The sequence below is a fragment of the Paenibacillus sp. QJM3NY_38 genome, assembly GCF_056173265.1.
The window spans coordinates 5,681,662-5,707,357 of record NZ_CM149665.1 but is presented as its reverse complement, the minus strand read 5'-3'; the positions used below and the strand labels follow the sequence as shown (position 1 = coordinate 5,707,357).

Sequence of the window (25,696 nt, the reverse complement as noted above, 5' to 3'; positions counted from 1 at the left end):
GGAGTTCATTTTCTGGGCGGAAGACATATGTTAAATACGAAGAGTCCTTGATAACGACGGATCGTAACGATAAGGAGGAAATCCCTTTGAAGGAAAATCCAGAGGTGCGTGTATACCCGGTGTTTCATTCGCCATTTGATCCATGCCCGCCTAAGCTTTACAGATCGTATGTGGTACCTGTTAACCAGTATGTCGTGTTTCAACCGCCGGGTCTGCCCCAGTTTAGCCCTGCTGAGGCGCTAAGGCACGGAACGTTATGGCCATCCTTGTATAGCCCGTATACTTCGCGAAAATTTAAAGGAGAGTGATATGCCGTGAATGAAGCCAGACCCCAGGTTGGAGATCTGAAGTATTACGAAATGCTGGAGCAGCTTCAGGCATTGGATTTTGTCCTGGTGGAGCTGAATCTGTTCTTGGACACTCATCCGAATGATCTCAAGAGCATCGAGCAGTTCAATAAACTGACGCAGGAGAGAACGGTGCTAGCGAAGCAATTTCAAGAGCTGTATGGGCCGCTGCAAAATTTTGGCCGTGCTTATTCCAAGTATCCGTTTGAATGGGCCGAGGGTCCTTGGCCTTGGCAGGTTTAACAATGACGGTATGGCAAGGGGGCTGCGGCTTTTTTTCACCTTATGCATGCAGCCCTCATGAAGAGGAAAAGCGAGAACAAGGAGGCGGAAGAGCCCATGTGGGTATATGAAAAAAAACTTCAGTATCCGGTGCGCGTCAGTAAATGTGATCCGAGAATGGCAAGATTTCTGATGGAGCAGTATGGAGGCGCCGACGGCGAACTGGCTGCTGCACTGCGTTATTTGAACCAGCGGTATACGATTCCGGACAAAGTGATCGGATTGCTCAACGATATCGGAACCGAGGAATTTGCACACCTCGAAATGATTGCCGCGATGGTGTACAAATTGACGAAGGATGCCAGCGTAGCGGAGCTGGAGGCTGCCGGGTTGGGAGCGCACTACGCCAACCATGACAATGCGCTGTATTATGAGAATGCGGCCGGGGTCCCTTGGACGGCAACCTATATTCAAGCCAAGGGCGATCCGATTGCGGATTTGTATGAGGACATTGCGGCGGAAGAGAAGGCACGCGCTACATATCAATGGCTCATCGACATGACGGATGATGTGGACCTGCAGGACAGTCTCAAATTTTTGCGGGAACGTGAAATTATCCACTCCATCCGCTTCAGGGAAGCCGTAGAGATCATCAAGGAAGATCGGGCAACGAAAAAAATATTCTAGGGAGAGGGTATCGTTTCGACATCCGAATGTATAAACAATGACAGGCCCGGTCGATATCTGTCCGGGCCTGTCTGTTTATTTTAGATAGGATTTAGGGGGGCCGCTATATCCCGTGCGGCTGCTCCGAGTCATGATTATGATAGGGGAGCCGGACCGTAAATGTAGCTCCTTGCCCCTGCTGGCTCTGTGCCTGAATCGTGCCGCCATGCGATACGATAAATTCCTTGGCAATCGCCAGACCCAGTCCCATACCGCCTTGATGCCGCGCACGTGCTCCGTCCGTACGGTAGAAGCGGTCAAAGAGATAGGGAAGATGCTCCTCCTCAATCCCTGGACCTGTATCCCGAATATCAATCCGAAGCATGCCGGAAGCGGGCTCCTCTTGGATCGTGGTGTGGACAAGCCCGTTTTGAGGTGTATACCGAACCGCGTTGATGAAGAGATTCAAAAACACCTGTGTGATTCGGCTTGGATCCACAGGAACGGAAGTGTGCTCTGTAGCGCTCGTCAAACGCAGGGTCAAGTTCTTGGCATCGGCATCTGGCTCGATGCGTTCCTGTATCTGACCCAGAAGATCCAGCATATCCGTGGGTTTCCGAACCAGCGGGAGCTGCTTCGCTTCGGCCAGAGATAGTTGATGAAGGTCGCCCACGAGACGGGTTAAGCGAATCAACTCATCCTGGATGGGAAGCAATAGTTCCGGCTGGATCGGCTGCCTGCTCTGCTGAAGCAGATCCAGCTTGCCTCTTACGATCGTCAGCGGTGTTCGAAGCTCATGGGCGACATCAGCCACCAGATTGCGGCGGACCATCTCGGACTGCTCGAGCCTGGAAGACATGCCGTTGAAAGCAACCGCGACCCTCCCGTATTCATCCTCGGAGGTAACGGGAGCCTGAACACCATACTCGCCCTGACCGAGTCGTTCGATAGCCGGGACGAGTTTGCGCAGGGGGGCAGTGAGCCTCCGCGATATCCAGTAGGCCGCCCCGAGGGAAAGCAGGACGAAGAGGATGGTGCCTCCTCCCAGCAAAATGATGATCGATGTGGGCGTGCCGACCCGAAGCTTGGTCAGGTTTGCCACATCCGTATCATAATAATACAGCTCCGCGACCGGTTCGCCTTCAACATGCAATGTCCGCTTTACCCCGAGGCGTTTGATCTGCTTCTCCACAGCCTCCCCCTCATGCAAGAGGGTCTTTTGTTCCCCGGATGTCAGAAGGATGCTTTCCAGGCGGTCGGCTGAACGGGGACTGTCCGCTAACCACGCCTGATCCTGAACGGCACGGAAAGTATGCCCATTCTTCACGTAGTAACCGAGCAGCCGCTCCTGTAGCTGATCCAGCTCTTCTTCGCGCGAGGTTTGCAGCATGGCATCCATGGAATCGCGGATGACGACATAAGTAAGAAGAACGAAGACGGTGCTGAAACCGATAATGAACGATGAGAGGACGATGAATATTTTGCGGCCCACGCTCATGGCTGCTGCTCAAACCGGTAACCGAATCCATACACCGTTTTGACAAAAACGGGCTCGGCCGGGTCATCTTCGATTTTTTTGCGGATTCGGCTGATATGGGCGTCTGCGGTCCGTTCATCATTGTGAATATCATCCTCCATGGCCGCCTGAAGCAGCTGCAGGCGGCTGTAAACCACGCCAGGCCTGGAAGCAAGGGTCAGGAGGAGTTTGAACTCGGTAGGTGTAAGCTGGATTTCCCGGCCGCGTTTCCATACCCGGCATTGGTTTTCCGAGATCATCAACTCGCCGCGCTTCAGCATTTCTTCGGTAACCGTTTCGCCTTCTATTCTGCGAAGGACCGACCGGATACGCGCGGCCAGCTCCCGGAGGGAGAAAGGTTTGGTCATGTAATCGTCTGCCCCTACCTCCAGCCCGATCAGCTTATCGGTTTCCTCAACCCGGGCGGTAACCATAATGATGCCGACACGGCTTGATTTTCTGAGCTCCCGGCATACTTCAATGCCGCTTAGTTCCGGCAGCATCCAATCCAATACGACCAGCGACGGTTTAAAGTCCCTCACTTTGGCCAAAGCCTCCGTGCCTGTCGCAGCGGTAATGATGTGAAATCCTTCCTGCCGGAGGAACGGCTCCATAAACTCAATGACTTTTCGTTCATCGTCCACAAGAAGCAAGGTATGTGCCATGCAAGGATCCTGCCTTTCCATTTGATTCGATAGGTTCAGCCGTAAATCCCCCCCATTATATACGGTTTCCAGCCGCAATTGGAAAATTTCACGGAATCCGCAAGCCATCATCACAAGATCGCAACATTTCGGTGATAGGATGATTTCGTAAAGATATTTGAATCAAGAGAGGGGTGTCGACATGACGCAACAAGCTGTAGGAAAAACACCGCTGGTCGTATGGATATCGTTAGGGCTGGCATGGATATTTGTTGTTTGTATTGCCATTCAGACGCTGTTTGCCGGCATGGCGCTGTTTGACGATGGATCGATGTGGAGAAGCCATACCCTGTTTGTCCATTTTTTTGAAATCGTGCCGGTCCTCATGCTGATATTTGGTATTGCAGGCAAACTGCCCGCCCCGTACAAATGGAAATCGCTGGTTCTGTTGTTATTGGTCTTCAGCCAATACCTCACCGCCAACCTGCCTGGCGCCGGGGCCTTGCATCCGGTCATCGCCATCGGATTGTTCTGGCTTGCGGTGGATACGGCGCGTGGTGTCCTGCCGTCCGATCGACGGGAACAGAAGGGGTAGCACGAACATGAGAAGCCTTGCCGCGGTGGTTATGGCTTTAATTGGAGGTTTTGCGGGCGGGGTCGTTCTGAATGCAGCGATTGCCGTTATGTCGCACATCATATATGGAGGAGACGAGAGCGGGTTGAAGGGTCTCAAGTACCTGCCGTTTGTTACCTCGGCATGGTACGCCGCTACTTTAATGATCTGGCGGCGCCCGGAATATAAACCATAGCGCTTCGTTCCGCCTTTACCCTTCAACCGCCAGCGATACCCAAACGAACAGGATATAGAATAGAATGGGAGTCATCACTCCCATGGACAGCAGCAGCCATACAAGCGGCGTCCGGATCATATCCTTAACAATTATGATCGGGCTGCGGACATATCGCCCCTTCTTTAGGCGGTACACCATCCGCTTGAGAATCGCAGCTTGTTCATGGGGCTCATAGCGGCTCAGCTCTGCGATCAGCTCGACTTCCAGCTGCTTGATTGACGGTGCAGGTTCAGACTCCCTTGTTCCAGGCATGTAAATCCTCCTCTCGTTAGTACGCGTTATATGTATAACAACGATAAAGCTCCCTCGGTTATGCATATTTTATGTACAGAAGATCAAAAGTAATGAGGAATTGGGGTTTGCAGATGTGATATGGTTCCTATATGATGAGGAAAGATTAGACTAGAATCAGATTATATGGAGCGAAGGGAAGGACCAAATTGGAAAATACTGCAACGTTGATCAAGCCGGAAGCGATGATATTTGACATGGATGGAACGCTGTTTCAGACGGAGACCCTGCTGCTGCCCGCCTATCACAAATTGTTCGACATTTTGCGTGAAGAGGGGCACTATGAAGGAGAAACGCCGGATGAGGAGCTCATGCTTGGATGTCTGGGAATGCTGCTCGAAGACATTTGGAAGATTGTCATACCGAATGGAACGCCGGCAGCCCATCGACGTGCAGACGAGCTGCTGCTGCAGCTTGAGCTCGAAGGCTTAAGCAATGAAGCAGCCGTATTGTATCCCGAGGTGAAGGAGACGCTGGAGGAGCTTCATCGGCGGGGCGTCCGATTATTTGTTGCCAGCAACGGCCTGGAGCATTATGTGAAAGGCATAGCTGAAGCGAGAGGGATCATGTCGCTCTTTGAAGGAGTCTACAGTGCCGGAGAGCATGGAACGGCTTCCAAGGTGGATTTGGTTAGGCTGCTGCTGGATGAACACGATATCCGGGACGCCTGGATGGTAGGGGACCGGTCATCGGATGTGGAGGCGGGCAAAGAGAACGGACAAACCGTCATTGGCTGCCGCTATGCAGGCTTTGGCGGGGAGCAGGAGCTTAAGGGATCAGATGTCGTTATTCATTCTTTTTCACACCTGCTGAGGCTTCATGATCAAGCCGAATAGATAGATAGGAGTCGCAAAGGCTGTTTCCAAGGGTAGCAAGCAACCCTCTTGGAAACAGCCTTTGCGCGTTTTTTGGATTCTTTAATACGGTTTTCTTACGATCTAACTTAAGCATTTTTTGCGGATTTTTTCTGACTGTACACCCACAGTGCATATTCTAAGGGCTTCACCATCGATTCACGGTAGGCAGCCATATCGCCGATTTGAGAGAAGACTTCCCTTGATGGCTTCGGATTCACCTCGAGAAGAAGAACTCTTCCGGTTTTATCCACGGCCAGATCCAGGGCAATCTCGCACAAGCCTCCATACTGTCCGTCAAGAAATTGGGCCACATCCACACCGAGGGAGTCGGCTTCCTCGCGGATGCTGGCGCGCTTTGCCGGATCTGCGATCCATTTGCTTAACAATTCTTCCATCATGGTCGCACGCCCGCCGCCATGCAGGTTGGAGGTCACGCTTTTCGGCGCTCCGACGCGTCCCACGCAGCCGGTCACCTGCCATTGACCGGATCCATTTTTCTGTACGAGCATCCGGTAATCATGCACTCTTCCATCCGGCAGCTCCAGCTGGATCCCCTCTTGAACCAGATATCGATCTCTATTGCCCCAGCCCGACAGATATTGCGCCAAATGGCCTGAAGGCATTCGCTTCGGTCTGATGATGCTCCGGTTGGAATTGCGTCCCCGGATTTCATACGTGCCCGCAACACCAGGTACCTTCGTAATCCGCAGAATTCCGCGTCCGCCCGTTCCGTTAATCGGTTTAAAATAGACGGTAGGATGAACGTTGAGCATCCGGTGGATGTCGCTTGTGCTGGTCACGATCCGAGTATCCGGCAGATGGGGACGGAAGCGTTTCTTGGTGGATAATACTTGATGAATCGTCCATTTGTTGCGTAAAGGTCTGTTCAGAAACAGTAAATGCCGATAGCGTGAACGAAAGCGCAGCAGCTGTTGAAAGCGAGGGCTCTTTTGAATGCGGCAGCGATCAAAGATCATATTGGGGAACGAGCGCCATCTGCGGCCCCATCTCCGGCGATCCGGATCGTATTCCATGGCGTTGATCAGGCCTTGCGTACTGTTAACGTCAGCAGGGGTGAAGACGTAAACGTCAAGCCCCATCGCTTTTCCTTCCCTGATCATATGCTCGTAGATATGCCGCTCCTCCAGCGTTTTCCGTTCATCCAAGTATAACGTCATAATACCTAAGACGGGTTTTGACACAGAAGTTCACCTTCTTGAACAGAGTCAGCACGAGATGCTGAAGAACTGTGGAATGGGTGCAGGGGAAGGGTTCCGCTCATAACGAGTGTAGGTTTGCCCGTCGGACCTTGCTCAAGCGCTATGGCCTGAAGCCCTGCATGAAAGCACATTTGCAAACTTGGCGAATGATCGGCGGCCACTTTGCATCGCAGCCGCCCGAATTTGGATAATTGTGAGCGGATCAGGGAAGAACCGATATGCCGGTTGCGGTATAGAGGGTGCACAGCAACCATGCAGGCACCTTCCCCATAATCCGCCGCAAAGCACATCCCCACAGGTATGCGGCCGACATCACTTCGAACCGTAGCTGCCACAATCGAGGTGCCGGGCTGCAGCAGCTCGTCATAGGATAGCAAGGCCAGACGCTGGTAACCTTCGCCGGTTAGACGTTTGTTGCTGTACCGCCGGAAGAAATCGCTGCATTGCTGTCTGGCATGCGGCCATTCTTCCGGGCTTGAGAGAGATAGACATGAAATTTCCACATGATCCCCTCCTTTCATGTCTTCCTTAACCGTTGCTCTGGCTGATGCAGGGGCTATCTTTGATTGATCAGATATTCGGAATATTGAAAAATCCGCTCCAGTGACTTTTTCCGGATCGCGGGTTCGTCAAATTTCATGGGTCTTGAATTGGCTTCGAAGAACCAAAGAACGCCTTCGCTATCAATTCCGAGGTCCATGGACATTTCGCCATGGATCTGACCAGAGCTCTTTTCAATCTGCCGTGCCATATGCACGGCTGCTTTTTTAACCTCGCTAAGGATGGCGTCGGACCGTTCCTGACCGAACACCATCGGCAGCAGCTTCTCCGGATCCTCAATCGTTCCTCCGCGAGGAACATGTGTGGTGATGCTTTTGGCGCCTGCCATTCGAGCTCCAATTCCTGTAACTGCCCAGGAGCCGTACTCGTTCTTTTGCACAAGTATGCGGAGGTCGAAGGCGCGACCGTGGACCTGGGCCAGCTCGATTCCTTGCTGGATCAGGTATGAGCTTCCTTTAGTCTCCTGATAAACCCGGTTCCAAAGCCGCTCTAAGGAGGCAGCTTTGTAGGTGGTGCTGTTTTTGTTGTTCTGTATCTGTATGCGGTAGGGCAGCGATTTGTTTTTCTGATACCGTACCCTCATGATCCCTTGCCCGGCTTTGCCGTCCTCGGGTTTAAGATACAGGTAGGGCTTCCGCTTCATCATCTCATATAGAGTAGGGTAACCCTTTAAACGCTTTGTCAAAGGTGCCCACTTTTTGGTTAATCGTGATTTGTTCAGCCAAGCAAACAGCCGCCATTTATTGAAGAAGTGTGGATTGTAGATATCGATATGGGGATGTTTTTGGCATTCCTTGATTTTGCGTCGAACCCAGGGAAGGGCTTCATCCTCTCGGTAAGGGATCCGGTTATATATAACCTGGGGCAGAGGGCATAGCCTCTGCTCCCAGGAATGGTCGCCGTTCAGGATATAGCCTTTGACAGTACCTGTATCAAGCTTCAGATCACGTACAGTGACGACATAGACCAGAAAGCCCATATCCTTCCCTGTCTTGATGATTTCCTGAAAGTTTTGCCGGTTGCCCCTGAACATCGTATGCGAATCGTGCATGGTCAGGATGGCTACAACCGGTCTTCCATCACTCTCCACTCGGTTGTTCACGAGTCATTCCCCCTGTGGAAGCCGCTGAGATACATACTGTGTTCAAAAATATGCTCCACCGATGCTTTTCCTTCCCCTTTAAGAGAAGGGTGGTTGAATATCGATCGGCCCGGCTTTGAATTCGCTTCAAACATCCATATCCTCTCGTTATCATCTATTCCTATATCGAACCCGATTTCTCCTAACAGATGCGGATGATGATTCTCGATCGCCTCCGACATCGCGATGGCGGCGTCCTTGGCACGCTCCAGCACCTCTCGAGCTTTGGAGCCGAAGGCCCGGCTGAGCGCCTGCTCCGGCGTCATCAAGGAGCCCCCGTTCTTGATATGCGTTGTGACGCTGCCCCGGCCGGCTTTTTTGGCACCGATACCAACCACGGACCACCGGTTTTTGCTGTTCTTATGCATATGGAATCTGAAGTCGATAGGGCAGCCATCGATTTCAATGAGGCGGATTCCTTGCTGGATAACATAGTTACGCAGCTTGGAGCCGTGCTTGGCCTGAAGCATACGCATCAGACTGTTAAAGCTTGGGAACTTGAGAAGGGTGTTACCCCCGTTTCCGTGATATCGCGCAAAGTATCCTTTTTTGGGAAGATAGGTTAACCGGTAAATCCCGAGGCCTAAGCTTCCGGCTGAGGGCTTATAATATACAAAGTTATGGCGCTCCATCATATCCTTAATCCGCTCGGGACTAGGATTGTTATGCGTTTCCGGCAAATATTTGCCTGCCTGCACGTCGCCGTCCAGCTGGGAGTACACATCGGATTTATTGAAGAAGGCCCAGTTGAAAAATTTAATGTTGCGCTTCAGAAACCGATCTCTCAGTTGATTGGTAAAAGGGGAGAAGTCGGTTTTTCGGCTAGGCAGGCGATTATAGACGACATTTGGGAGCGGAACGGTTTTGCGGACAAAACCGCCGCCGGAACCGAGCATATAGGCATGAACTGTTTCGCGCTGCCAATTGATATCCCGGGGGGCAAAGGCATATACAAACATTTTTTTGTTGCCCTCACGAAGAAGCTGTCGAATATACGAGGTTCGGGCTCCAAAGGGGCTGGATGGATTATGAGGTCCGTCGGAGAGAACCCCAACCACGGGCCCCAGCTCGATCTCTCCTTCACGGGGGGAATGGATATAGACAGGGCCCTGTCTCGGAACGTGGATACCGTTTCGGACACCGTTGCTTAAATAGATGTGTTTCCCCGATCGATCGATCGGTTTTACAGCAGCCGAAACCGTGTTGGTACCGATGCGTAGCTTAATCGATTTCCTGCTTGATAGCCCCAGGCTCTTCAGAAGCGAACCGGATAAAAAGACGACTTTTTCGGGCTGCTGCGAGAAATGAATATTTCCGAAATTCAAACTCATGTATTTACCCTCCTAAGTTGTCGAAGCAATAAATAACGGGCGTATTGAATCGGATGTTCGACGGACAGCCGGGCTGCGTGACCATCTCCCGTTAGTGTAAATGCGCGGCGGCCCGGTTTGGAGTTAACCTCCAGGATCCAGACCCGTCCCTTTGTATCCACGCCAAAATCGATTCCCAGCTCGCCAAGTCGGCCGAATCCTTCTTCGAGCAGGGATGGAAGCTGAGCGGACAGATCTCGGATGGTCTGAATGATCTTCATGGCCTTTTCTTCTCCGAAATCGGTCGTTAGATAGGGAAGGGCCGGATATGCGGTGCCTCCCCCGTGAAGGTTCGAGGTCAGTCCTTGGCTTACGCCTTGCCGTGCAGCGATTCCTGTGATGGACCATCTGCCGCGGTTATTCTTTTGAACCAATGACCGAATATCAAACGGATCTCCGTTGCGGTTATGAAGCTCCAGGTAGGGTTGAATGATAAACCGGCGTCGACCGGTAAAACGGCTCACCCATTCGTTCATCTCTTGTGCGGGAATAGTCTGCTGGAACATGCGATTGCTCCGGTCCCTTCCTTGCAGTCTGACACGCTGTTGATCTGTCAAAGCGAGGTACAAAGTATGCCGACCCTGAGAGCCTCCGCTAGGCTTCATGAAAAGTCTGCTGTCAAAAGCCAGCAGTGCCCTGCTCAGTGATTCGGCTCCCGTATAACTTAAGGTTGCCGGCAGATATGGCCTTAAGGCGGAGGAGCGCTTTAATAGTTGATGCACTTTCTGCTTGCCGGGCAGACCGCGTGCCCACAGTCTTACGCCCTGCTGCAGCATTCGGTTCAGATACGCCCCGGCGGCAGCCGTTTCCTCACCGTTTCGGTGCAGACATCGGTCATAGATGACATCTGGAGGAGGAAAGGTGCCGAAACTCCAGCCTTTTTCTGGATTGAATTGATATCCTTGTATCCTATCTATGGAGCTTTCAACACCAGAAGCAGAAGAGGCATCATCCGGACAAAAAACAAATACCTGCATGCCGAGTCCCTTGGCCTTCGAGCTAAGTTCACGGAGGAATTCCTTCTCTGCGAAGGGAGGGAAGCCCGGTTTGCGGCATACCATGACACCCAGGGTGCCTATCTTGTTTGACGACATAATGTTCTCCTTCTTTAGAACCCTGTCAAGTATTGACAGTACTGAACGAGCCGCACGGCTGACGGTCTTACTTTGGAGTCGGCATTCAGCGGTGCATTTTCACCTTTGGACGGCTTGGAGTTGACCTCCAGGAGCCAAATGCGGCCAGCCGTATCAATTGCCAAGTCAATGCCGAGCTCCCCGAAATGATAGGGAATGGCAGCCTCCAGTCCATGAGCAATATCGAGCGCCGCTTGATTCATTCGGGCGGGGGCCGTTTGTCTGGAGGTTAACGGGATACTGCTCATGGCAAGCGCGTCTTTGACGGAAGATAGCGTACCGCCTCTGGCAAGATTGGAAACAAAGTGGTTTCCGCCGGCAATACGGGCCACGACCAAAGTCACTGCCCACTTTCCATTCTTGTCTTTATGAACAAGCGCGCGAAAATCAACGTTTCGCCGGTTGATGCGGATCAAATCCAGCCCTTGCTGAATTTGATAACGCGTTTTTTTTATTTTCCCAGATAAGCTGCTGAACAGCTTTGGAAGTGAGGAGTAGGTATTCTTCTTGCTTCCTTCAAGAGAGGTGGTCATCGTTTGATATTTGCCGTTCTCTTGGCGGGATATCCGGATGATCCCTTTTCCCAGACTACCCCGCACCGGTTTCAGGAAGACCGTCCGATAAGTGGCGCACATTTTTTTGAGCGTCGGATAACCGCTGAGCAAATAGGATTCGGGCAAATATTTCTGCAGTTTCACATCAGGCCCGAGTGCCTCGAAGACATCCGATTTATCGAGAAATTTCTCGTTAAAGATTTGGGTGCCGAATCGCGATTTTACTTCTCTCATAAAATGCTGTACGCTAGGACTATTCTCCAGTTTGCGGGTAGACAGCCGGTTATTAATGACGTCCGGAGCTGGAACGCTGAGCTTTTTCCATCCCGCGTCATAAGCAATGGCTTCAAGTGTTGACGGGTTCGAACCGATCATGTCAGGTGTGAAAAAATATACATATGCGCCCTGTTTTTTGGCCGCGTTGACCATTTCCAGGCAGAAAGCTGAGATTGATCCGAAAGGTTTATCAGGTTCATCCGGTTGATATCGGCTGACCATGATCCCGATAAGCGGACCGAGCTTCAGCGTTCTTTCCGTTGGATAATATTTGACATTCATGACGGTTCGAGGAAGAAGTCCCGAATGGCTGAATACCGAAGGGTTTAAGGCCAGCGAGTTCGATTTTCCTCCTGAGATAACGCGGACTTCCTGCTTGAAGGAGCCAAAGGCAAGCTGTACCTTTGAATCTGTCGGGATACGGAGCTGTCTGATGAGCCGGTCACCAAGCTTGATATCGTTATCCGAAAGCTGGGCTGAGCGGATTAATTGAGTCGATATCTTGGATTTGGTGTTGGATTTGATCTTGGATTTGCGCATGATGGATCTCCTTCCGACAACAACTGGATACTTAAGTGAACAGACAAAAGACTTCATCTGATCATTGCATGTAATGCATCATATGAGGACATATATCCCTTGGTGATTGTACTGCTCGGGAAAAAGGAGTGCTGAAAATGCAGAACTGGCTGTTTATTTTGGTGAACGTGTGTGTTGCTGCTTTTGTTGGCGGCATAACGAACCACTTTGCAATAAAAATGCTGTTTCATCCCCGTGAAGAAAAAATCATCCTGGGCCGCCGCGTACCCTTCACGCCAGGGCTCATTCCAAAGCGCAAGGACGAAATAGCCGAGTCGTTGGGACGTGTGGTCTCGGATTACCTGGTGACAAGCGAGGGATTGCAGGAGCTTATTCGAAAGCCGGTGTTTCGGGGTAAGATAGAGGACAGCCTCTATCGGAAGCTGGAGGAATGGAGCCAGTCGGAGCTGAGCTTCGGAGACTTGGCGCTAAAGGTATGGAGCTCCGAACAGTGGGAGCAATTGAAGGTCCGTGCCGAACAATCGGCCCGCCAGTTCACAGCCCGGGGTGCCGCAGCAGTATGGCACGGATACGGATTGGAGGCAAAACCGCTGAAGGAGCTTGTTCCCGGTTGGTCCGAGGAAACGATTCAGGGCTGGAGCGGGGCTGCCGCCGATATTGTGCTGAAGGAGCTGAGGAGCACGCTGTTGTCCGCGAAGGGGCAGCTTATGCTATCGGATGTGGCTTCTTCACTCATCGATAAGGCAGGCGGATTTCTGGGGACGATGGCTTCGATCTTTGTGGATGAGGATAAGCTGATCCAGAAGCTGACGCCCATGCTGATTCAGCAGCTGGAGAGTGAGAAGGTCCGCAAGACCATCACGGATATTATCTCAGGAAAGCTGTCGTATTACGGTGAAATGCCGCTCGGGAATTTCATCGAACATGCCGCTGGTGAGCCGGGCCTCGCTTGGGTCTCCCGCACATTGGATGACAAGCTTCCTTGGTCCAAGTGGATTAAGCAAATCGAGTCTCTTCGCGTAGGCGAGCTGATTGGACCGCGAATGCCTGCCATCGAAGCAGCTCTGCCTGGACTGCTCGATAAGGGGCTGGGCTTCCTTGAGCGAAGTATCCCGGCGGCCATGAAGGCTGTAAACTTACCGCAGCTCGTTCAGGAGCAGGTGGAGAAGTTCCCGATTGAGCGGCTGGAAGAGATCATCCTGAGTGTGTCCGGCCGCGAATTCAGGGCCATCACCTGGCTTGGGGTGCTGCTGGGCGGAGTGATCGGATTGTTCCAATCCATGCTGACCATACTGTGGAGATAAGAATTTTGATGGAGTAAGGATTAAGGCGAGAGGCGAATTCAAATACGGCGTTTAAGCCGAGCATATTGGAGGAATTACGAATGAACATTTATGACAAGGCACATGATTTGGCAAAAGCGATGAAGGAAAGCAAGGAAGTAGAAGAAATTACCTCTGCTATGAAACTCGTGGATGCAGATCCGGAGAGCAGACGCATGCTGGATGATTTCCGGCAGCGCCAGATGGAACTTCAACAGCGCATGATGTCGGGCGATATGCCGGCACAGGACGAAATGGAGAAGATGGAGAAGCAGTTTGAGGTGCTGAGCCTGAACCTGAACATCCGCCGTTTGTTCGACGCTGAGCGCCGTCTGAGTGTCATAATCGAAGATGTAAACAAGATTATATCGGATAGTCTTCAGCATCTGTATGGTCCAGCCCAACCATAGACGTTCCCTTTTTAGGGCTGCGGACAATAAACTTCAACACAAATTAGGTACATTTTTAAAAACTTGTCTCATAAATTGCGCAAGCTCCTCATAGAGTAGAAATATAGATTTCAGAGAGTAGAGGAGCTGCGTTTACAATGAAAAAAAAGAAGAACAAGTTTAAGCACACGGCATATTTATTGGTTGCACTCGGCATGCTGATATATGCCCTTCCCAGCATTTCGTTCTCCGGAGGGTTCTCATGGGTTTCGCTGTTCGGTGCAGTCTGGGCTGGATTTGCCCTGCTCGTCATCGGTTCGCATCTCTATTATCTGATTGGTGTAGATGAAGCGAAACAGAAAGCTCTTGATGAGGTCCGCAAGGAAAAAATGCGTCAGTGGGAGCTGATATGGCCTGAGGAACAGAAGAGCCAGGAAGCGAATTAAGCGTTGGATCACAGCGAGAGCTGTGACGAACAAAAACCTCCCTTTAAGGGATACGGTTGGATCGCCCATCCGTTAACCTTCAGGGGAGGTTTTTTGTGTCTGACGGGTATGGGAGCTTCATAGGACGTGATATAATAGATACAGTATGGTACAGATAGTGTTCTGGGGGTGTAACAGTTGGACGTTCGAGATGATACGATTACCAAACACGAGCAATTGGTTCAGCATATTGAAAGTTTGAAGGTTGGAAGCAAAATTTCGGTGCGGCGGTTAGCCAAAGAGATGGGCGTCAGCGAGGGAACCGCTTATCGGGCGGTAAAGGAAGCGGAAAGCCTGGGCATCGTGGTCACGAAGGAACGGATCGGCACGGTTCGTGTGGAACGGAAGCCGCGTAACATATCCGAGCAGCTTACGTTTGCCGATGTCGTTGAAATTGTGGAAGGGCATGTGCTTGGCGGTGCGGAAGGGCTTAATAAAAGCCTGCATAAATACGTGATTGGCGCCATGAAGGTGGAGGCGATGATTCGATATATCGATGCCGGAAGCCTCATGATTGTCGGTAACCGCGAAGATGCCCATTCCCTGGCACTCGAGCAGGGGGCGGGCGTGTTGATTACGGGCGGTTTCGGAACCAGCCGGGAAGTGAAACAGCTGGCAGACCAGCTGCATCTGCCCATTATATCGTCCAGGCATGACACGTTTACCGTCGCCTCCATGATTAACCGCGCCATTTTTGACCGATTAATCAAGAAGAAAATTATGCTGGTGGAGGATATCGCTCATGATAAGCCGAAGAATCACCAGTTGAAAAACTCCGTCACCGTTCAGGAATTCAAACGGATTTCACAGGCGACCGGGCAAATCCGGTATCCGGTAACAGACGAATGGAACCGGGTCATCGGCATCGTCGGGGTTCGGGATGTGGAAGGGCTCACCGAAACTCAGCCGATCGAGAAAGCGATGACCCGCAATCCGGTAACGGCAAGCATGAAAACGTCGCTCGCATCTGCGGCGCAGATTATGATGTGGGAAGGGATCGATTTTCTTCCGATTGTGGATCGGAACCGCAAGCTGCTTGCAACGGTTACTCGTAAAGAAGTGTTAGGAGCACTGCGGGATGCGCGAAACCAGCCTCAGCTTGGCGAGACGTTTGATCAGCTGATCTGGAATGGGATTGCAGAGGATCGGGATGAGGAAGGACGTTTGTTCTTTCACGGTTTTATCACGCCCCAAATGGCTTCAGAACTTGGAACGATTTCGCAAGGGGTGCTCACGACCGTCATGAGCCAAGCTGCGGTTAAAGCGGCCAAGGATATTAGCGGCTGGGATCATGTACTGGATCATCTGTCGACGTATTTTATCCGGCCCGTGCAGATCGAGGATCCGATCGTCATTATGCCAAAATTGCTGGAGATCAGCCGCCGTACCTGCAAGATGGAGATCGAGATCCAGCATCAGACAAACCTGATTGCAAAAGCGGTCATGACGATGCAGGCGATCGATCACGGCTAACGTTAAACTCCGGACAAATAAAGGGGCATCCTGCAGGTCTTCATGGACCTTGCGGGATGCCCCTGTTCCGTTCAGTTTAACTTAGCTGGCCGTCCTCGAATTCTTCATTCTGCTGTAATAGGTGCGGCTTCTTATGCCGGCAAATATATTAAATGCGCCAAGCACCAAGAACACGGCTTCTACAATGACAGCCGGCGTGGAGCCGCTGAACAGAAACATGCAGACCAGCGATAGGGAAACCAGCATAATGCCCATACAGAGGTTCATCATGGACATATAGATGCCGCGGTCAGCGGGATCGGCTACACGCCGGGCGCGAATGCTATAGAGCGCCGCCGCGACCACGGACAGAACGAGAATGATGTACAGGACATAGTGGATGACAGTTATCATGAATGGAAGGCTCCTTCATATTCGGTAACATGCTCGCAATGTGGCTAAAGGGATGTGTTCATGTGCTGCTTCGTGATCTAAAGTATGACTTTTTGAACAATCTCTAAAAGCATGTTAGATTCGATCATTTACAATAGTATGTATTGTATCATGATCCGGTTGACTTTGCATCCACATGATCAACGCTAACCCAGATTTGCAGCACGCCTTCCATGACGAGCATAGTCTTGATTTGGACCTTGTAATCTTTCTCGCGGACCGTATAGATTTTGTCGCTGAGGAGTGAGCGCGTCAGCTTGCTGTCTGCGTCGATATCAAACACGTTGCGGCCGCGAAGGGCTGCCAGATCATCGCTCATAAGCCTGACGAGCTCTTTGATGATGACGGGATCCAGCGGCAATTTGTCGTTTTGTTCGCTGCGGATCTTGATTTCCTTGATGACCGTGGATTGTTTATTGTATTTTTTTAACGAATCGATATCTTCTTCATATTGCGTTATTTTGAGCTGCTGCTCCTGATTCGTTAACCATAATTTATTGTAGGCTGCATGATAAACCGAATTGTAGACGATGCTGCCGACAACCATCCCCAGCACGAAGATGGATGCGACCTGATAGAAGGGGCGGAAGCGGTGGGCTGGAGGTACGCGCATCATTCAGCTCCGGCTGAAGCACACCCATTTGACCAGCTCGCTGCCCATATGTGCTCCAAGAAATGCAAAACCCAGATATAAAACCTGCTTGATGGCAGGGGATAAATTCCCGTCAAGCACGTTGCTTTCAATGACTCGCATTGGATCAATGGTGCCCCCGATCGCGGCCGCAAGCGCCCATATCTTAATCCGGTCGGCCACTTCAACCATGGTCAGGGTCGGGGGCTGCAAGGACAGCACGGCGCCCACGCCTCCTACCATGGCTCCCCCCAGCACGATGCCGAAGGCTATAAAAAAGTCCAGGATCGCTTTGGATAAAAAAACGCTCATGCCCTCATGTCTCCTTTCTACTCTCTACTCTCGGTGGATGTTATGGCAAACGCCTGTCCACGTATTCCCTAGTTTCATTCTATGGGCGGGCCTAGCGTGATTATGATAAAATGGTATAAAGACTTTTTCAGATATTTCTGGATGGATTTCAAATATACATGTACCGGCGAAAGGAAGGCGTTACGATGAGCTCTTTCGTGCATTTGCACGTGCATAGTGATTACAGTTTGCTCGATGGAGCGGCACGTATCGGTGACCTGGTGCGGGAAGCGGCGGCGCTTGGCATGAAATCGCTGGCCCTGACGGATCATGGCGTGATGTATGGTGCCATTCCGTTCTATAAAGCCTGCCTGGCGCAAGGCATCAAACCGATTATCGGCTGCGAGGCCTATATCACGGCAGGCTCCCGCAAGGAGCGGGGAAGCCGCAAGGATCAGCCGATCTATCATTTGATTCTGCTTGCCAAGAATGAGACCGGCTATCGCAATTTGATGAAGCTGTGCTCGATCGGGCATTTGGAGGGGTACCATTACAGACCCCGAATCGATATGGAGGCGCTGGCCGCCCATCATGAAGGCATCATATGTCTCAGCGCTTGCTTGGGCGGCGAGGTTCCCCAGCATCTGCTTCATGGACGCGAAGCGGAAGCGAAAGCTGCCGCGCTTCGTTATCAGGCGATTTTTGGAGAAGATTACTATCTGGAGCTGCAGGATCACGGAATTCCGGAGCAGAAGCGCGTGAATCCCCAGCTGATTCAGCTAAGCCGCGAGACCGGCATTCCGCTGGTAGCGACCAACGATGTGCATTATCTGACCGAGAGCGATGCCGAGGTTCAGGACGTCCTGATCTGCATCGGCACGGGAAAGACGGTTGAAGATGAAGACAGGCTGCAGATCCAGACGAACCAGCTCTATTTGAAGAGCGGCAGCGACATGGAGCGATTGTACCCCCATGTGCCTGAAGCTATATTGAATACGGCTAAGATTGCGGACCAATGCAATCTGGAGCTGGAATTCGGCAAATCGATTTTGCCGGAATACAGCTCGCTCCCGGAAGGGAGGAATGCAGCCGAATACTTGCGGGAGCTCTGCTTGAACGGTCTGCAAGAGCGTTACGGGAATACGGAGAGGTGGCAGGATGAAGCAGAGCGCAGCGAGCTGGAGCAGCGACTGAACTATGAGCTTGGCGTCATCGAGAACATGGGCTTTAGCGATTATTTCCTGATCGTATGGGACTTTATCGCCTACGCCCACCGGCAAGGCATCGCGGTTGGACCGGGCCGGGGTTCATCGGCGGGCAGCCTGGTGGCCTACACTCTTCAGATTACGAATGTGGACCCGATGAAATATAAATTGTTGTTTGAACGCTTCCTGAATCCGGAGCGGATTACGATGCCGGATATTGATATCGACTTCAGTGACGAGCGCCGGGAAGAGGTCATTGATTATGTGGTGGATAAATACGGGAAAGAGCATGTCGCCCAGATTATTACGTTCGGTACGATGGCGGCAAGGGCGGCCGTCCGTGATGTTGGACGTGCGCTGAATGTGCCGTTCGGGGATGTGGACAAGGCGGCCAAGCTGATCCCTAACCATCTGGGCATCAGCATCGCGGGAGCGATGGAGCAAAGCCCGCAGCTGAAGGAGCAGTACGAGACGAAGCCGAAGGTGCGCGAGCTGATCGATATGGCGATGAAGGTTGAGGGCATGCCCCGTCATGCTTCGACCCATGCAGCAGGCATTGTCATTTCCCGCGATCCGCTGACGGATGCGGTTCCGCTGCAGGAAGGCAGCGAGAAGACGGCGCTGACGCAGTATTCCATGGAGAATCTGGAGAGCGTGGGCCTGCTCAAGATGGATTTTTTGGGTCTGCGGACGTTGTCCATCATAGAGCGCACGCTGAGATGGATTCAAGAATTGACGGGCAGAACACTCGATTTCGAACAAGTGCCGGATGACGATCATCTGACGTATGAGATGCTGGGGCGCGGCGATACCACGGGGGTATTTCAGCTCGAATCCGCGGGCATCCGGCGGGTGCTGAAGGATCTGAAACCTTCGGTGTTTGAGGATATCGTATCCGTGAATGCCTTGTACCGTCCGGGTCCCATGGAGTTTATTCCGAAGTTCATTCAAGCCAAGCACGGCCGGATCGAGCCGGAGTATCCCCATTCGGACCTGATCCCGATACTAGGCGATACGTACGGCATTATCGTCTATCAGGAGCAGATCATGCAGATCGCTTCGACGATGGCCGGCTTCTCGCTCGGGGAAGCGGATTTGCTGCGAAGAGCGGTGTCGAAGAAGAAGCGCGAAGTATTGGATCGGGAGCGGAGCCATTTCGTTTCGGGCAGTCTCAAGCTCGGTTATAGCGAGGATGAAGCCAACCGCGTGTACGATATGATCGTCCGGTTCGCGAACTACGGATTTCCCCGTGCGCATGCCGCCGCTTACGGCGTGCTGGCCTTCCAGACGGCTTATCTTAAGGCGCACTATCCGGTTCCGTTCATGGCTTCCATGCTGACGGCCGTCATGGGCAGCCACCGGAAGGTAGCCGAATATGTGCTGGAGGCACGGCGCCTCGACATCGAGGTCATGCCGCCGGACGTCAACGAAAGCGGAACGTATTTCACGCCGGTCATGAGCGGTTCTGCTGCCGAGGGCGGTGATGATGAAGGCCAACGTCCGGCCGGAGGCGGAATCCGATTCGGGCTAGCCGCGATCAAGAACGTAGGCACGCAGGCGGTGGAGAACATCGTCGAGATTCGGCGCGAAAAGCCGTTCGAAAGCCTGCTCGATTTTTGCCGCCGGGTAGACCTCCGCGTATGCAACAAGCGCGTGATCGAGTCGCTTATCCAGGCAGGGGCTTTCGATTCCTTGCAGGGACACCGTTCCCAGCTGGTTGCCATGCTGGACGAAACGGTCGAAGCGGCCGTGAAGTGGAGAAAGGAACGGGATGATCTTCAGATTCAGCTCTTCGACTTCGTGGAAACCACGAATTGGGACATCGAATATCCGGACATCCCGCCGTATACCGCAAGTCAGCAGCTCGAATTCGAACGCGAGCTGCTGGGCATGTATTTGTCCGGCCATCCGCTGGACGGCTTCGAAGATACGCTGACGGAGTCCGGAGCTGATCGGTTAATGGATCTCCATGAAGCGGAAGATGAGTCAATGGCAACGGTTGCCGGGATGGTGGTTACACTGAAGACCATTACGACGAAACAGGGAAAGGCGATGGCCTTCATGGAGTGCGAGGATCAAATTGAGCGCTGTGAGGTCGTTCTTTTTCCTGAAGTATGGAAGCGAAGCGCGCATCTGATTGAAAAAGGCGCGCTGCTGGCGATCCGGGCGAAGGTTCAACTGCAGGACGAAGGCTTCAAGCTGCTGGCCGAAGAAATCGCGCCGCTTGAGCCGCAAACCTTGAGTCAACTGGTTCACCGGAGCAAGGTTCGGGGAACAGCGGGCGGCAGAGGAAGATCCGGCGGAGATAATAACGGCCGTAGTGGTAAATCGGGTGCAGCCGGCATCCAGCCGGTTTTGGCCGGTAATCCATCGGCAGTCCCGACTCCGGAGCCGCTTGCCGCCCGGAGTGGACAGGATTCGATCTCTATTCGAAACGAAGCGTCGGGTAACAGCCTATCGCCCGAGAAGGAATCTCGTACCGTCGTATCGAATCATAAGGCTGAGCAGCGTGTGTTTGTGAAAATAACGGCCGATGCGGAGCAATCGGAGCTGCTGGTGAAGCTGAAAGAGCTCCTGCAGCAGCATCCGGGGCATGTGCCAACGGTGCTGTTTTATGAGCGGAGCCAGAAGGTGCTTGCGCTTAGCGAAGCCTATCGAATCAAGCCTTCCACAGAGCTTTTTGCCGAAATGGAAAGCATGCTGGGCAAGGACACCGTTAAAGTGAAGTAACATGAAAATTTAAGAACGTTTCGCATCCCTCCCGCATACAATTAGGACACTACAGGTAATGTTGGCCGAGTACTAGCATGAAGAAGGCTCTTTCATGATAGAGAAGGATTGAAAGAGCGCGGCCAAAGACGCGGGGGGGATTTGTGATGTCAATGGACTTGGCAGAAAGCATGCTCATCCGCAGAGGAGTCAGCGTAAGCTCCATCGCGGATATTGTATTGAAGCTTCAACAGCGTTATCATCCGAAGTTAACCATCGAGCAGTGTGAAGAAAGCGTACGGGCCGTGCTCGGCAAGCGCGAAGTGCAGTATACACTGTATACAGGCATTGCGCTGGATGAGCTGGCCGAGAAGAGACTGCTGCCGGAGCCGCTGCAATCGATTATGGAGCAAGACGAACCGCTTTACGGAGTGGATGAGACCATGGCGCTCGGCGTCACGAGCATTTATGGCATGATAGGACTGACCAGTTTCGGCTACCTGGATAAAGAAAAAATTGGCGTGATTGAGATATTAAATGAAAAAACGGACGGGATTCATGTGTTTCTGGATGATCTCGTTGCAGGCATCGCCGCTGCCGCTTCCTCGCGCATCGCGCATAACAATCCTGATGCGGCGCATTATACCGCGGGTTCTGACTGATTTGCGCGAGCGGTGTCGAATCGCTGCCTGAGGGTATAGATTTGGCTTTCAGCCCCCTGCTCTCTTTGTTGAGGTAAAAACTGAAGTATGTTATCATTATCCATTATATCGGCTCAGGATATGCCTGTGGGACGAGATTAGGGGGATCTGAAAGGCATGTGGACGGTAATCTATATTGCGCCAACTGCAAAGGTGGCGGAAATGATCAAGACCAGGCTAACGGAAGAAGGTTTTTTGGTTCAAAGCCGTCCTGTGAATCTTTCCAAACAGCAGTTTGAGATTTTGGTACCCTCCGGAGAGCTTGAGGAAGTACAGGAAGTGTTGAATTCGATATTGCACCCCTAGTTTCATCTGGGTTACATAGCGAAGCTTAGCGTACGGATCGGCGATGTGCTATTGCAGCGGCCATTCAAATTTACGGCTGGAGAGGTGTAGTTGTGTTTAAAGACTTGTTTCAGAAAAAAAGAAAATACGCAACGATCCCATCGGAACGACTTGGGACGGCAGGGCAGCCTCAGGAAGGCGAACGCCCGAAACGGGAAATTCCGGAAGGTCTGATGAATAAGTGTGCTAAGTGCGGCACCATTCAATACAGCAAAGAGCTTGAGAAGAATTTGAAAGTGTGTCAGGAATGCGGACATCATATGCGCCTGAACGCGGTAGAACGGATTGCCATGACGCTGGATGAGACAGGCTTTGAAGAGTTTGATGCGGATATGATCTCGGTGGATCCGCTCAAGTTTCCGGGATATGCGGCCAAGCTCGAGCAGCAGAAGATGAAATCCGGTCTTCATGATGCGGTTATTACTGGTCAAGGGTCGATTCTCGGCCAGCCTGTTGTGGTAGCCGTCATGAGTTTTGATTTCTTCACGGGAAGCATGGGCTCCGTCGTCGGGGAAAAAATCACCCGAGCGATCGAGTTTGCGACGGACAAGCGTTTACCGCTCATTATTTTCTCCACCTCCGGCGGCGCCCGGATGCAGGAGAGCATTCTTAGTTTGATGCAGATGGCCAAAACAAGCGCAGCCCTGTCCAGGTTTAACGAGCTCGGCGGGCTCTATATTTCAGTGATAACGGATCCGACGACCGGCGGTGTATCCGCCAGCTTTGCGACGCTTGGCGATATTAATATTGCCGAGCCGGGAGCCGTATTCGGTTTTGCGGGCCGTATCGTTATTGAACAGACCATTCGCCAGAAGCTGCCGGATGATTTCCAGACAGCGGAGTTCAACTTGGCGCATGGTCAGCTTGACATGGTTATTCATCGGAAAGATATGCGCTCCATGCTTGGTAAGCTGCTGGAGATGCATACCGTGAAAGGGGGATTCTGATGTCAGGCGAATTGCCTTTTGAAATGCCACTTGCCGAAATGCGCAAGAAGATCGATGAATTGAAACAATTCGGACAGGAAAAAGGGATCGATTTCACGGATGAAATCGCCCGCCTGGAAGAACGATATAGTCGCTTGGAGGAAGAAATCTATTCTTCGATTTCGCCTTCCCAGAAAATGCATCTGGCCCGTCATCAGCAGCGACCGACGTCGCTTGATTTGATCCAGCTGATCTTTACGGATTTTATCGAGCTGCATGGAGATCGTCTCTACGGGGACGATCTTGCCGTTGTCGGCGGCTTGGCCAAACTTGACGGTGTTCCCGTCACGGTGCTCGGTCAGCAGCGCGGTAAGGATACGAAGGACAATATCGCGCGATTCTTCGGAAGTCCGCATCCGGAAGGCTTCCGTAAAGCCCTGCGGCTTATGCAGCAGGCGAACAAGTTCAAGCGTCCTATTATCACGTTTATTGATACAAAAGGCGCATATCCGGGTAATACAGCAGAAGAAAGAGGTCAGTCCGAGGCGATTGCCCGTAATCTACGGGAAATGTCGTCCCTTGGGGTGCCTATTGTTTGTGTGGTCATCGGCGAAGGTGGAAGCGGCGGTGCTCTTGCGATGGCTGTAGGCAATCGTGTCCTGATGCTTGAGCATGCGATCTACTCTGCCATTTCACCGAACGGCGCCGCATCCATTCTGTGGAAGGACGCATCCAAAGCGGATCAGGCTGCGGAAGCCATGAAGATCACCGCTAAGGACCTGCTCGAGATGGAAGTCATTGAGGAAATTATACCGGAGCCTAAGGGCGGTGCGCACCGAAACTATGAAGAGACAGCCGCCGCGATTCAAAGCGCACTGATCAGCCAGCTGAAAGAACTATCCGTTATGGATGCCTGCGAGCTGAAGGAAGACCGGTACCGCAAATTCCGCAAGATCGGCGAATTCGATTTTGCGAAGGCGGAACAGGAAGACGTGATTATGTAAAAGTTCTGATGAGTATGTGACGATATGACAAAGTTCCTATACAAATTAGACTTTTTGTAGTAGATTTAGTTGTTGGAAAAAGAGATATAGAGAACCCTTGAATAAACGGAGGAAACCCAAATGCGCAAAACAAAAATTGTATGTACCATCGGTCCTTCCAGTGAATCGTTGGAAAACACCAAGAAGCTCATTATGGCCGGCATGAACGTGGCTCGTCTGAACTTCTCTCACGGCGACTTCGAGGAGCATGGCAACCGGATCAAGAACATCCGCCAAGCTTGCGAGGAGTTGAACAAAACGGTAGCGATCCTGCTTGACACCAAAGGACCGGAAATCCGTACAGGTAAACTTGAAGTGGAACCGATTGAGCTTGTACAAGATGAATATATCACCCTTACTACCGAGGAAATCCTTGGTGATAAGAATCGTTTGTCCATTACTTATAAAGAGTTGCCGCAAGATGTTCAAGTCGGATCCACGATCTTGATCGATGACGGTCTGATCGGTCTGACCGTGGTGGAGATTCAAGGCACCGAAATCAGATGCCGCATCGTCAATGGCGGAACCATTAAGAGCAAAAAAGGTGTGAACGTACCGGGAGTCGCGATTTCTCTCCCAGGCATTACGGAAAAAGACGCCAACGATATCATTTTCGGGATCGAACAGGGCATCGATTTTATTGCCGCTTCCTTCGTTCGTAAAGCAAGTGACGTGCTGGAAATTCGCGAATTGCTGAAGAAGCATAATGGCGAGCACATCCAAATCATCTCCAAAATCGAGAACCAGCAGGGCGTTGACAACCTGGATGAAATCCTCGAAGTATCCGACGGCTTGATGGTAGCCCGTGGCGACCTGGGCGTAGAGATTCCGGCAGAGGAAGTTCCATTGGTTCAAAAACGCATGATCGAAAAATGTAACCTGGCTGGAAAACCGGTCATTACGGCTACGCAAATGCTGGATTCCATGCAGCGCAACCCACGTCCTACCCGTGCGGAAGCAAGTGACGTTGCCAATGCGATTTTTGACGGTACCGATGCCATCATGCTGTCCGGCGAAACGGCTGCAGGTAAATACCCTGTAGAATCCGTATTGACTATGTCCCGTATCGCAGAGAAAGCGGAATCCGCGCTGAACTACCGTGAAATGTTCTTGAAGCAGCGTATTGCTCAAGATACCAGCGTTACCGAAGCAATCAGCCAATCCGTTGCGATCTCGGCACTTGACCTGAATGCCAAAGCCATCATTTCGTCCACGGAATCCGGTCAAACGGCTCGCATGGTATCCAAATACCGTCCAGAGGCTCCTATCGTCGCCGTCACGACTCAAGACAGAACATTGAGACGTTTGGCACTGACTTGGGGCGTAACGCCGGTTAAAGGCGAACAGGCTTCTTCTACGGACGAGATGTTTGATTACGCGCTGCAAGGCGGCGTGAAGTCCGGACTCGTGAAAGAAGGCGATCTTGTTGTCATTACAGCAGGCGTGCCACTGGGCCGTTCCGGTTCGACCAACCTCCTGAAAGTGGATCAAATTCCACAGGAGAAGTAATTCAACCGTCAAGAATCCGTTGGATTCTGAATATAGCAGCATATAA

28 protein-coding genes are annotated in these 25,696 nt (G+C 51.9%); 16 read left to right on the top strand and 12 right to left on the bottom strand.

Features of this window, described 5'->3' with window-relative positions; translation table 11 throughout:
* Positions 1-86 precede the first annotated feature (86 nt).
* From AC0VZ8_RS26285 to AC0VZ8_RS26275, 3 genes are all read left to right on the top strand, one after another.
* On the top strand, positions 87-308 hold the full coding sequence (locus tag AC0VZ8_RS26285) for a spore coat associated protein CotJA (RefSeq protein ID WP_074961779.1): 222 nt from the start codon (positions 87-89) through the stop codon (positions 306-308).
* Positions 309-314: 6 nt separating this feature from the next.
* Positions 315-590 carry a spore coat protein CotJB gene (locus AC0VZ8_RS26280; protein ID WP_071218041.1) on the top strand — a complete coding sequence of 92 codons (276 nt, stop codon included), beginning with the start codon at positions 315-317 and terminating at the stop codon, positions 588-590.
* Positions 591-686: 96 nt separating this feature from the next.
* Positions 687-1,256 (top strand): manganese catalase family protein, encoded by a 570-nt coding sequence (locus tag AC0VZ8_RS26275; protein WP_071218042.1) that lies wholly within the window; start codon positions 687-689, stop codon positions 1,254-1,256.
* A 103-nt stretch (positions 1,257-1,359) separates the two neighbouring features.
* On the opposite strand, the gene AC0VZ8_RS26270 is transcribed toward AC0VZ8_RS26275, so the two are convergent.
* Together AC0VZ8_RS26270 and AC0VZ8_RS26265 are read right to left on the bottom strand one after the other, a co-directional pair.
* A complete protein-coding gene (locus AC0VZ8_RS26270; protein WP_071218043.1) occupies positions 1,360-2,733 on the bottom strand; it encodes a sensor histidine kinase in 1,374 nt (457 codons plus the stop codon).
* Positions 2,730-3,416 carry a response regulator gene (locus AC0VZ8_RS26265; protein ID WP_216530503.1) on the bottom strand — a complete coding sequence of 229 codons (687 nt, stop codon included), beginning with the start codon at positions 3,414-3,416 and terminating at the stop codon, positions 2,730-2,732. Before AC0VZ8_RS26265 ends, AC0VZ8_RS26270 begins: the two co-directional genes overlap by 4 nt.
* Before the next feature lie 181 nt (positions 3,417-3,597).
* Here AC0VZ8_RS26265 and AC0VZ8_RS26260 point away from each other — a divergent pair, with 181 nt between their 5' ends.
* Together AC0VZ8_RS26260 and AC0VZ8_RS26255 are read left to right on the top strand one after the other, a co-directional pair.
* Positions 3,598-3,990 carry a DUF6220 domain-containing protein gene (locus AC0VZ8_RS26260; protein ID WP_194544210.1) on the top strand — a complete coding sequence of 131 codons (393 nt, stop codon included), beginning with the start codon at positions 3,598-3,600 and terminating at the stop codon, positions 3,988-3,990.
* Positions 3,991-3,997: 7 nt separating this feature from the next.
* On the top strand, positions 3,998-4,204 hold the full coding sequence (locus tag AC0VZ8_RS26255; protein ID WP_071218045.1) for a DUF5957 family protein: 207 nt from the start codon (positions 3,998-4,000) through the stop codon (positions 4,202-4,204).
* Between the two features lie 15 nt (positions 4,205-4,219).
* On the opposite strand, the gene AC0VZ8_RS26250 is transcribed toward AC0VZ8_RS26255, so the two are convergent.
* Entirely contained in the window at positions 4,220-4,498 is a 279-nt protein-coding gene (locus tag AC0VZ8_RS26250) for a hypothetical protein (protein ID WP_475484949.1), read from the bottom strand.
* A 188-nt stretch (positions 4,499-4,686) separates the two neighbouring features.
* Here AC0VZ8_RS26250 and AC0VZ8_RS26245 point away from each other — a divergent pair, with 188 nt between their 5' ends.
* Positions 4,687-5,373 carry an HAD family hydrolase gene (locus tag AC0VZ8_RS26245; protein WP_071218047.1) on the top strand — a complete coding sequence of 229 codons (687 nt, stop codon included), beginning with the start codon at positions 4,687-4,689 and terminating at the stop codon, positions 5,371-5,373.
* Between the two features lie 107 nt (positions 5,374-5,480).
* On the opposite strand, the gene AC0VZ8_RS26240 is transcribed toward AC0VZ8_RS26245, so the two are convergent.
* From AC0VZ8_RS26240 to AC0VZ8_RS26215, 6 genes are read right to left on the bottom strand one after another with little or no spacing between them, the layout of a single operon-like run.
* A complete protein-coding gene (locus AC0VZ8_RS26240) occupies positions 5,481-6,596 on the bottom strand; it encodes a YheC/YheD family endospore coat-associated protein (protein WP_260068069.1) in 1,116 nt (371 codons plus the stop codon).
* The gene (locus AC0VZ8_RS26235) at positions 6,578-7,117 is read right to left on the bottom strand and encodes a GNAT family N-acetyltransferase (RefSeq protein WP_475484948.1); all 540 of its coding nucleotides are present in this window, start codon (positions 7,115-7,117) and stop codon (positions 6,578-6,580) included. The genes AC0VZ8_RS26240 and AC0VZ8_RS26235 overlap by 19 nt, the downstream gene beginning before the upstream one ends.
* A gap of 53 nt (positions 7,118-7,170) precedes the next feature.
* Positions 7,171-8,277: a YheC/YheD family endospore coat-associated protein gene (locus AC0VZ8_RS26230; RefSeq protein WP_071218050.1), complete on the bottom strand. Its 1,107-nt coding sequence runs from the start codon at positions 8,275-8,277 to the stop codon at positions 7,171-7,173.
* Positions 8,274-9,647 carry a YheC/YheD family endospore coat-associated protein gene (locus AC0VZ8_RS26225; protein ID WP_475484947.1) on the bottom strand — a complete coding sequence of 458 codons (1,374 nt, stop codon included), beginning with the start codon at positions 9,645-9,647 and terminating at the stop codon, positions 8,274-8,276. Before AC0VZ8_RS26225 ends, AC0VZ8_RS26230 begins: the two co-directional genes overlap by 4 nt.
* Positions 9,644-10,780, bottom strand: coding sequence for a YheC/YheD family endospore coat-associated protein (locus AC0VZ8_RS26220; RefSeq protein WP_071218052.1), 1,137 nt, complete (start codon positions 10,778-10,780; stop codon positions 9,644-9,646). The genes AC0VZ8_RS26225 and AC0VZ8_RS26220 overlap by 4 nt, the downstream gene beginning before the upstream one ends.
* Positions 10,781-10,794: 14 nt before the next feature.
* On the bottom strand, positions 10,795-12,189 hold the full coding sequence (locus AC0VZ8_RS26215) for a YheC/YheD family endospore coat-associated protein (RefSeq protein WP_475484946.1): 1,395 nt from the start codon (positions 12,187-12,189) through the stop codon (positions 10,795-10,797).
* Between the two features lie 137 nt (positions 12,190-12,326).
* Here AC0VZ8_RS26215 and AC0VZ8_RS26210 point away from each other — a divergent pair, with 137 nt between their 5' ends.
* The 4 genes from AC0VZ8_RS26210 to AC0VZ8_RS26195 all read left to right on the top strand — a co-directional run bounded on the left by AC0VZ8_RS26210 (position 12,327) and on the right by AC0VZ8_RS26195 (position 15,858).
* Entirely contained in the window at positions 12,327-13,493 is a 1,167-nt protein-coding gene (locus AC0VZ8_RS26210) for a DUF445 domain-containing protein (protein ID WP_475484945.1), read from the top strand.
* A gap of 80 nt (positions 13,494-13,573) precedes the next feature.
* Positions 13,574-13,921, top strand: a complete 348-nt coding sequence (locus tag AC0VZ8_RS26205; RefSeq protein WP_071218055.1) for a YlbF/YmcA family competence regulator — start codon at positions 13,574-13,576, stop codon at positions 13,919-13,921.
* A gap of 137 nt (positions 13,922-14,058) precedes the next feature.
* Positions 14,059-14,346 carry a hypothetical protein gene (locus tag AC0VZ8_RS26200; RefSeq protein WP_475484944.1) on the top strand — a complete coding sequence of 96 codons (288 nt, stop codon included), beginning with the start codon at positions 14,059-14,061 and terminating at the stop codon, positions 14,344-14,346.
* A 177-nt stretch (positions 14,347-14,523) separates the two neighbouring features.
* Positions 14,524-15,858 (top strand): DRTGG domain-containing protein, encoded by a 1,335-nt coding sequence (locus AC0VZ8_RS26195; protein ID WP_475484943.1) that lies wholly within the window; start codon positions 14,524-14,526, stop codon positions 15,856-15,858.
* An 81-nt stretch (positions 15,859-15,939) separates the two neighbouring features.
* Here the strand turns inward: AC0VZ8_RS26195 and AC0VZ8_RS26190 are convergent, their stop codons facing one another.
* The 3 genes from AC0VZ8_RS26190 to AC0VZ8_RS26180 all read right to left on the bottom strand — a co-directional run bounded on the left by AC0VZ8_RS26190 (position 15,940) and on the right by AC0VZ8_RS26180 (position 17,233).
* Positions 15,940-16,251 (bottom strand): YtpI family protein, encoded by a 312-nt coding sequence (locus tag AC0VZ8_RS26190; protein WP_475484942.1) that lies wholly within the window; start codon positions 16,249-16,251, stop codon positions 15,940-15,942.
* Positions 16,252-16,399: 148 nt separating this feature from the next.
* Positions 16,400-16,903 carry a sporulation membrane protein YtrI gene (locus AC0VZ8_RS26185; protein ID WP_071218059.1) on the bottom strand — a complete coding sequence of 168 codons (504 nt, stop codon included), beginning with the start codon at positions 16,901-16,903 and terminating at the stop codon, positions 16,400-16,402.
* A gap of 3 nt (positions 16,904-16,906) precedes the next feature.
* Positions 16,907-17,233: a YtrH family sporulation protein gene (locus AC0VZ8_RS26180; RefSeq protein ID WP_071218060.1), complete on the bottom strand. Its 327-nt coding sequence runs from the start codon at positions 17,231-17,233 to the stop codon at positions 16,907-16,909.
* Between the two features lie 185 nt (positions 17,234-17,418).
* Between AC0VZ8_RS26180 and AC0VZ8_RS26175 the strand changes: the two genes are divergently transcribed.
* The 6 genes from AC0VZ8_RS26175 to pyk all read left to right on the top strand — a co-directional run bounded on the left by AC0VZ8_RS26175 (position 17,419) and on the right by pyk (position 25,650).
* Positions 17,419-21,147: a DNA polymerase III subunit alpha gene (locus AC0VZ8_RS26175; protein WP_475484941.1), complete on the top strand. Its 3,729-nt coding sequence runs from the start codon at positions 17,419-17,421 to the stop codon at positions 21,145-21,147.
* Positions 21,148-21,293: 146 nt separating this feature from the next.
* On the top strand, positions 21,294-21,788 hold the full coding sequence (locus tag AC0VZ8_RS26170; RefSeq protein ID WP_475484940.1) for a phosphatidylglycerophosphatase A family protein: 495 nt from the start codon (positions 21,294-21,296) through the stop codon (positions 21,786-21,788).
* Between the two features lie 156 nt (positions 21,789-21,944).
* A complete protein-coding gene (locus AC0VZ8_RS26165) occupies positions 21,945-22,133 on the top strand; it encodes a hypothetical protein (protein ID WP_006212044.1) in 189 nt (62 codons plus the stop codon).
* Between the two features lie 92 nt (positions 22,134-22,225).
* Positions 22,226-23,119, top strand: coding sequence for an acetyl-CoA carboxylase, carboxyltransferase subunit beta (accD, locus tag AC0VZ8_RS26160; protein ID WP_071218063.1), 894 nt, complete (start codon positions 22,226-22,228; stop codon positions 23,117-23,119).
* Positions 23,119-24,102 carry an acetyl-CoA carboxylase carboxyltransferase subunit alpha gene (locus tag AC0VZ8_RS26155; RefSeq protein WP_071218064.1) on the top strand — a complete coding sequence of 328 codons (984 nt, stop codon included), beginning with the start codon at positions 23,119-23,121 and terminating at the stop codon, positions 24,100-24,102. Before accD ends, AC0VZ8_RS26155 begins: the two co-directional genes overlap by 1 nt.
* Positions 24,103-24,222: 120 nt before the next feature.
* Positions 24,223-25,650: a pyruvate kinase gene (gene pyk / locus AC0VZ8_RS26150; protein WP_071218065.1), complete on the top strand. Its 1,428-nt coding sequence runs from the start codon at positions 24,223-24,225 to the stop codon at positions 25,648-25,650.
* The last annotated feature ends 46 nt before the right edge of the window (positions 25,651-25,696 follow it).

What these genes read in the sequence shown, in the direction of transcription:
- AC0VZ8_RS26180 (WP_071218060.1), bottom strand. Translation starts at nt 17,233, where the DNA reads ATGAGCGTTTTTTTATCCAAAGCGATCCTGGACTTTTTTATAGCCTTC.
- AC0VZ8_RS26250 (WP_475484949.1), bottom strand. Translation starts at nt 4,498, where the DNA reads ATGCCTGGAACAAGGGAGTCTGAACCTGCACCGTCAATCAAGCAGCTG.
- AC0VZ8_RS26225 (WP_475484947.1), bottom strand. Translation starts at nt 9,647, where the DNA reads ATGAGTTTGAATTTCGGAAATATTCATTTCTCGCAGCAGCCCGAAAAA.
- AC0VZ8_RS26190 (WP_475484942.1), bottom strand. Translation starts at nt 16,251, where the DNA reads ATGATAACTGTCATCCACTATGTCCTGTACATCATTCTCGTTCTGTCC.
- AC0VZ8_RS26205 (WP_071218055.1), top strand. Translation starts at nt 13,574, where the DNA reads ATGAACATTTATGACAAGGCACATGATTTGGCAAAAGCGATGAAGGAA.
- AC0VZ8_RS26200 (WP_475484944.1), top strand. Translation starts at nt 14,059, where the DNA reads ATGAAAAAAAAGAAGAACAAGTTTAAGCACACGGCATATTTATTGGTT.
- AC0VZ8_RS26275 (WP_071218042.1), top strand. Translation starts at nt 687, where the DNA reads ATGTGGGTATATGAAAAAAAACTTCAGTATCCGGTGCGCGTCAGTAAA.
- AC0VZ8_RS26175 (WP_475484941.1), top strand. Translation starts at nt 17,419, where the DNA reads ATGAGCTCTTTCGTGCATTTGCACGTGCATAGTGATTACAGTTTGCTC.
- AC0VZ8_RS26270 (WP_071218043.1), bottom strand. Translation starts at nt 2,733, where the DNA reads ATGAGCGTGGGCCGCAAAATATTCATCGTCCTCTCATCGTTCATTATC.
- AC0VZ8_RS26220 (WP_071218052.1), bottom strand. Translation starts at nt 10,780, where the DNA reads ATGTCGTCAAACAAGATAGGCACCCTGGGTGTCATGGTATGCCGCAAA.
- AC0VZ8_RS26265 (WP_216530503.1), bottom strand. Translation starts at nt 3,416, where the DNA reads ATGGCACATACCTTGCTTCTTGTGGACGATGAACGAAAAGTCATTGAG.
- AC0VZ8_RS26170 (WP_475484940.1), top strand. Translation starts at nt 21,294, where the DNA reads ATGTCAATGGACTTGGCAGAAAGCATGCTCATCCGCAGAGGAGTCAGC.
- AC0VZ8_RS26185 (WP_071218059.1), bottom strand. Translation starts at nt 16,903, where the DNA reads ATGCGCGTACCTCCAGCCCACCGCTTCCGCCCCTTCTATCAGGTCGCA.
- AC0VZ8_RS26255 (WP_071218045.1), top strand. Translation starts at nt 3,998, where the DNA reads ATGAGAAGCCTTGCCGCGGTGGTTATGGCTTTAATTGGAGGTTTTGCG.
- AC0VZ8_RS26215 (WP_475484946.1), bottom strand. Translation starts at nt 12,189, where the DNA reads ATGCGCAAATCCAAGATCAAATCCAACACCAAATCCAAGATATCGACT.
- AC0VZ8_RS26260 (WP_194544210.1), top strand. Translation starts at nt 3,598, where the DNA reads ATGACGCAACAAGCTGTAGGAAAAACACCGCTGGTCGTATGGATATCG.
- pyk (WP_071218065.1), top strand. Translation starts at nt 24,223, where the DNA reads ATGCGCAAAACAAAAATTGTATGTACCATCGGTCCTTCCAGTGAATCG.
- AC0VZ8_RS26210 (WP_475484945.1), top strand. Translation starts at nt 12,327, where the DNA reads ATGCAGAACTGGCTGTTTATTTTGGTGAACGTGTGTGTTGCTGCTTTT.
- AC0VZ8_RS26155 (WP_071218064.1), top strand. Translation starts at nt 23,119, where the DNA reads ATGTCAGGCGAATTGCCTTTTGAAATGCCACTTGCCGAAATGCGCAAG.
- AC0VZ8_RS26165 (WP_006212044.1), top strand. Translation starts at nt 21,945, where the DNA reads ATGTGGACGGTAATCTATATTGCGCCAACTGCAAAGGTGGCGGAAATG.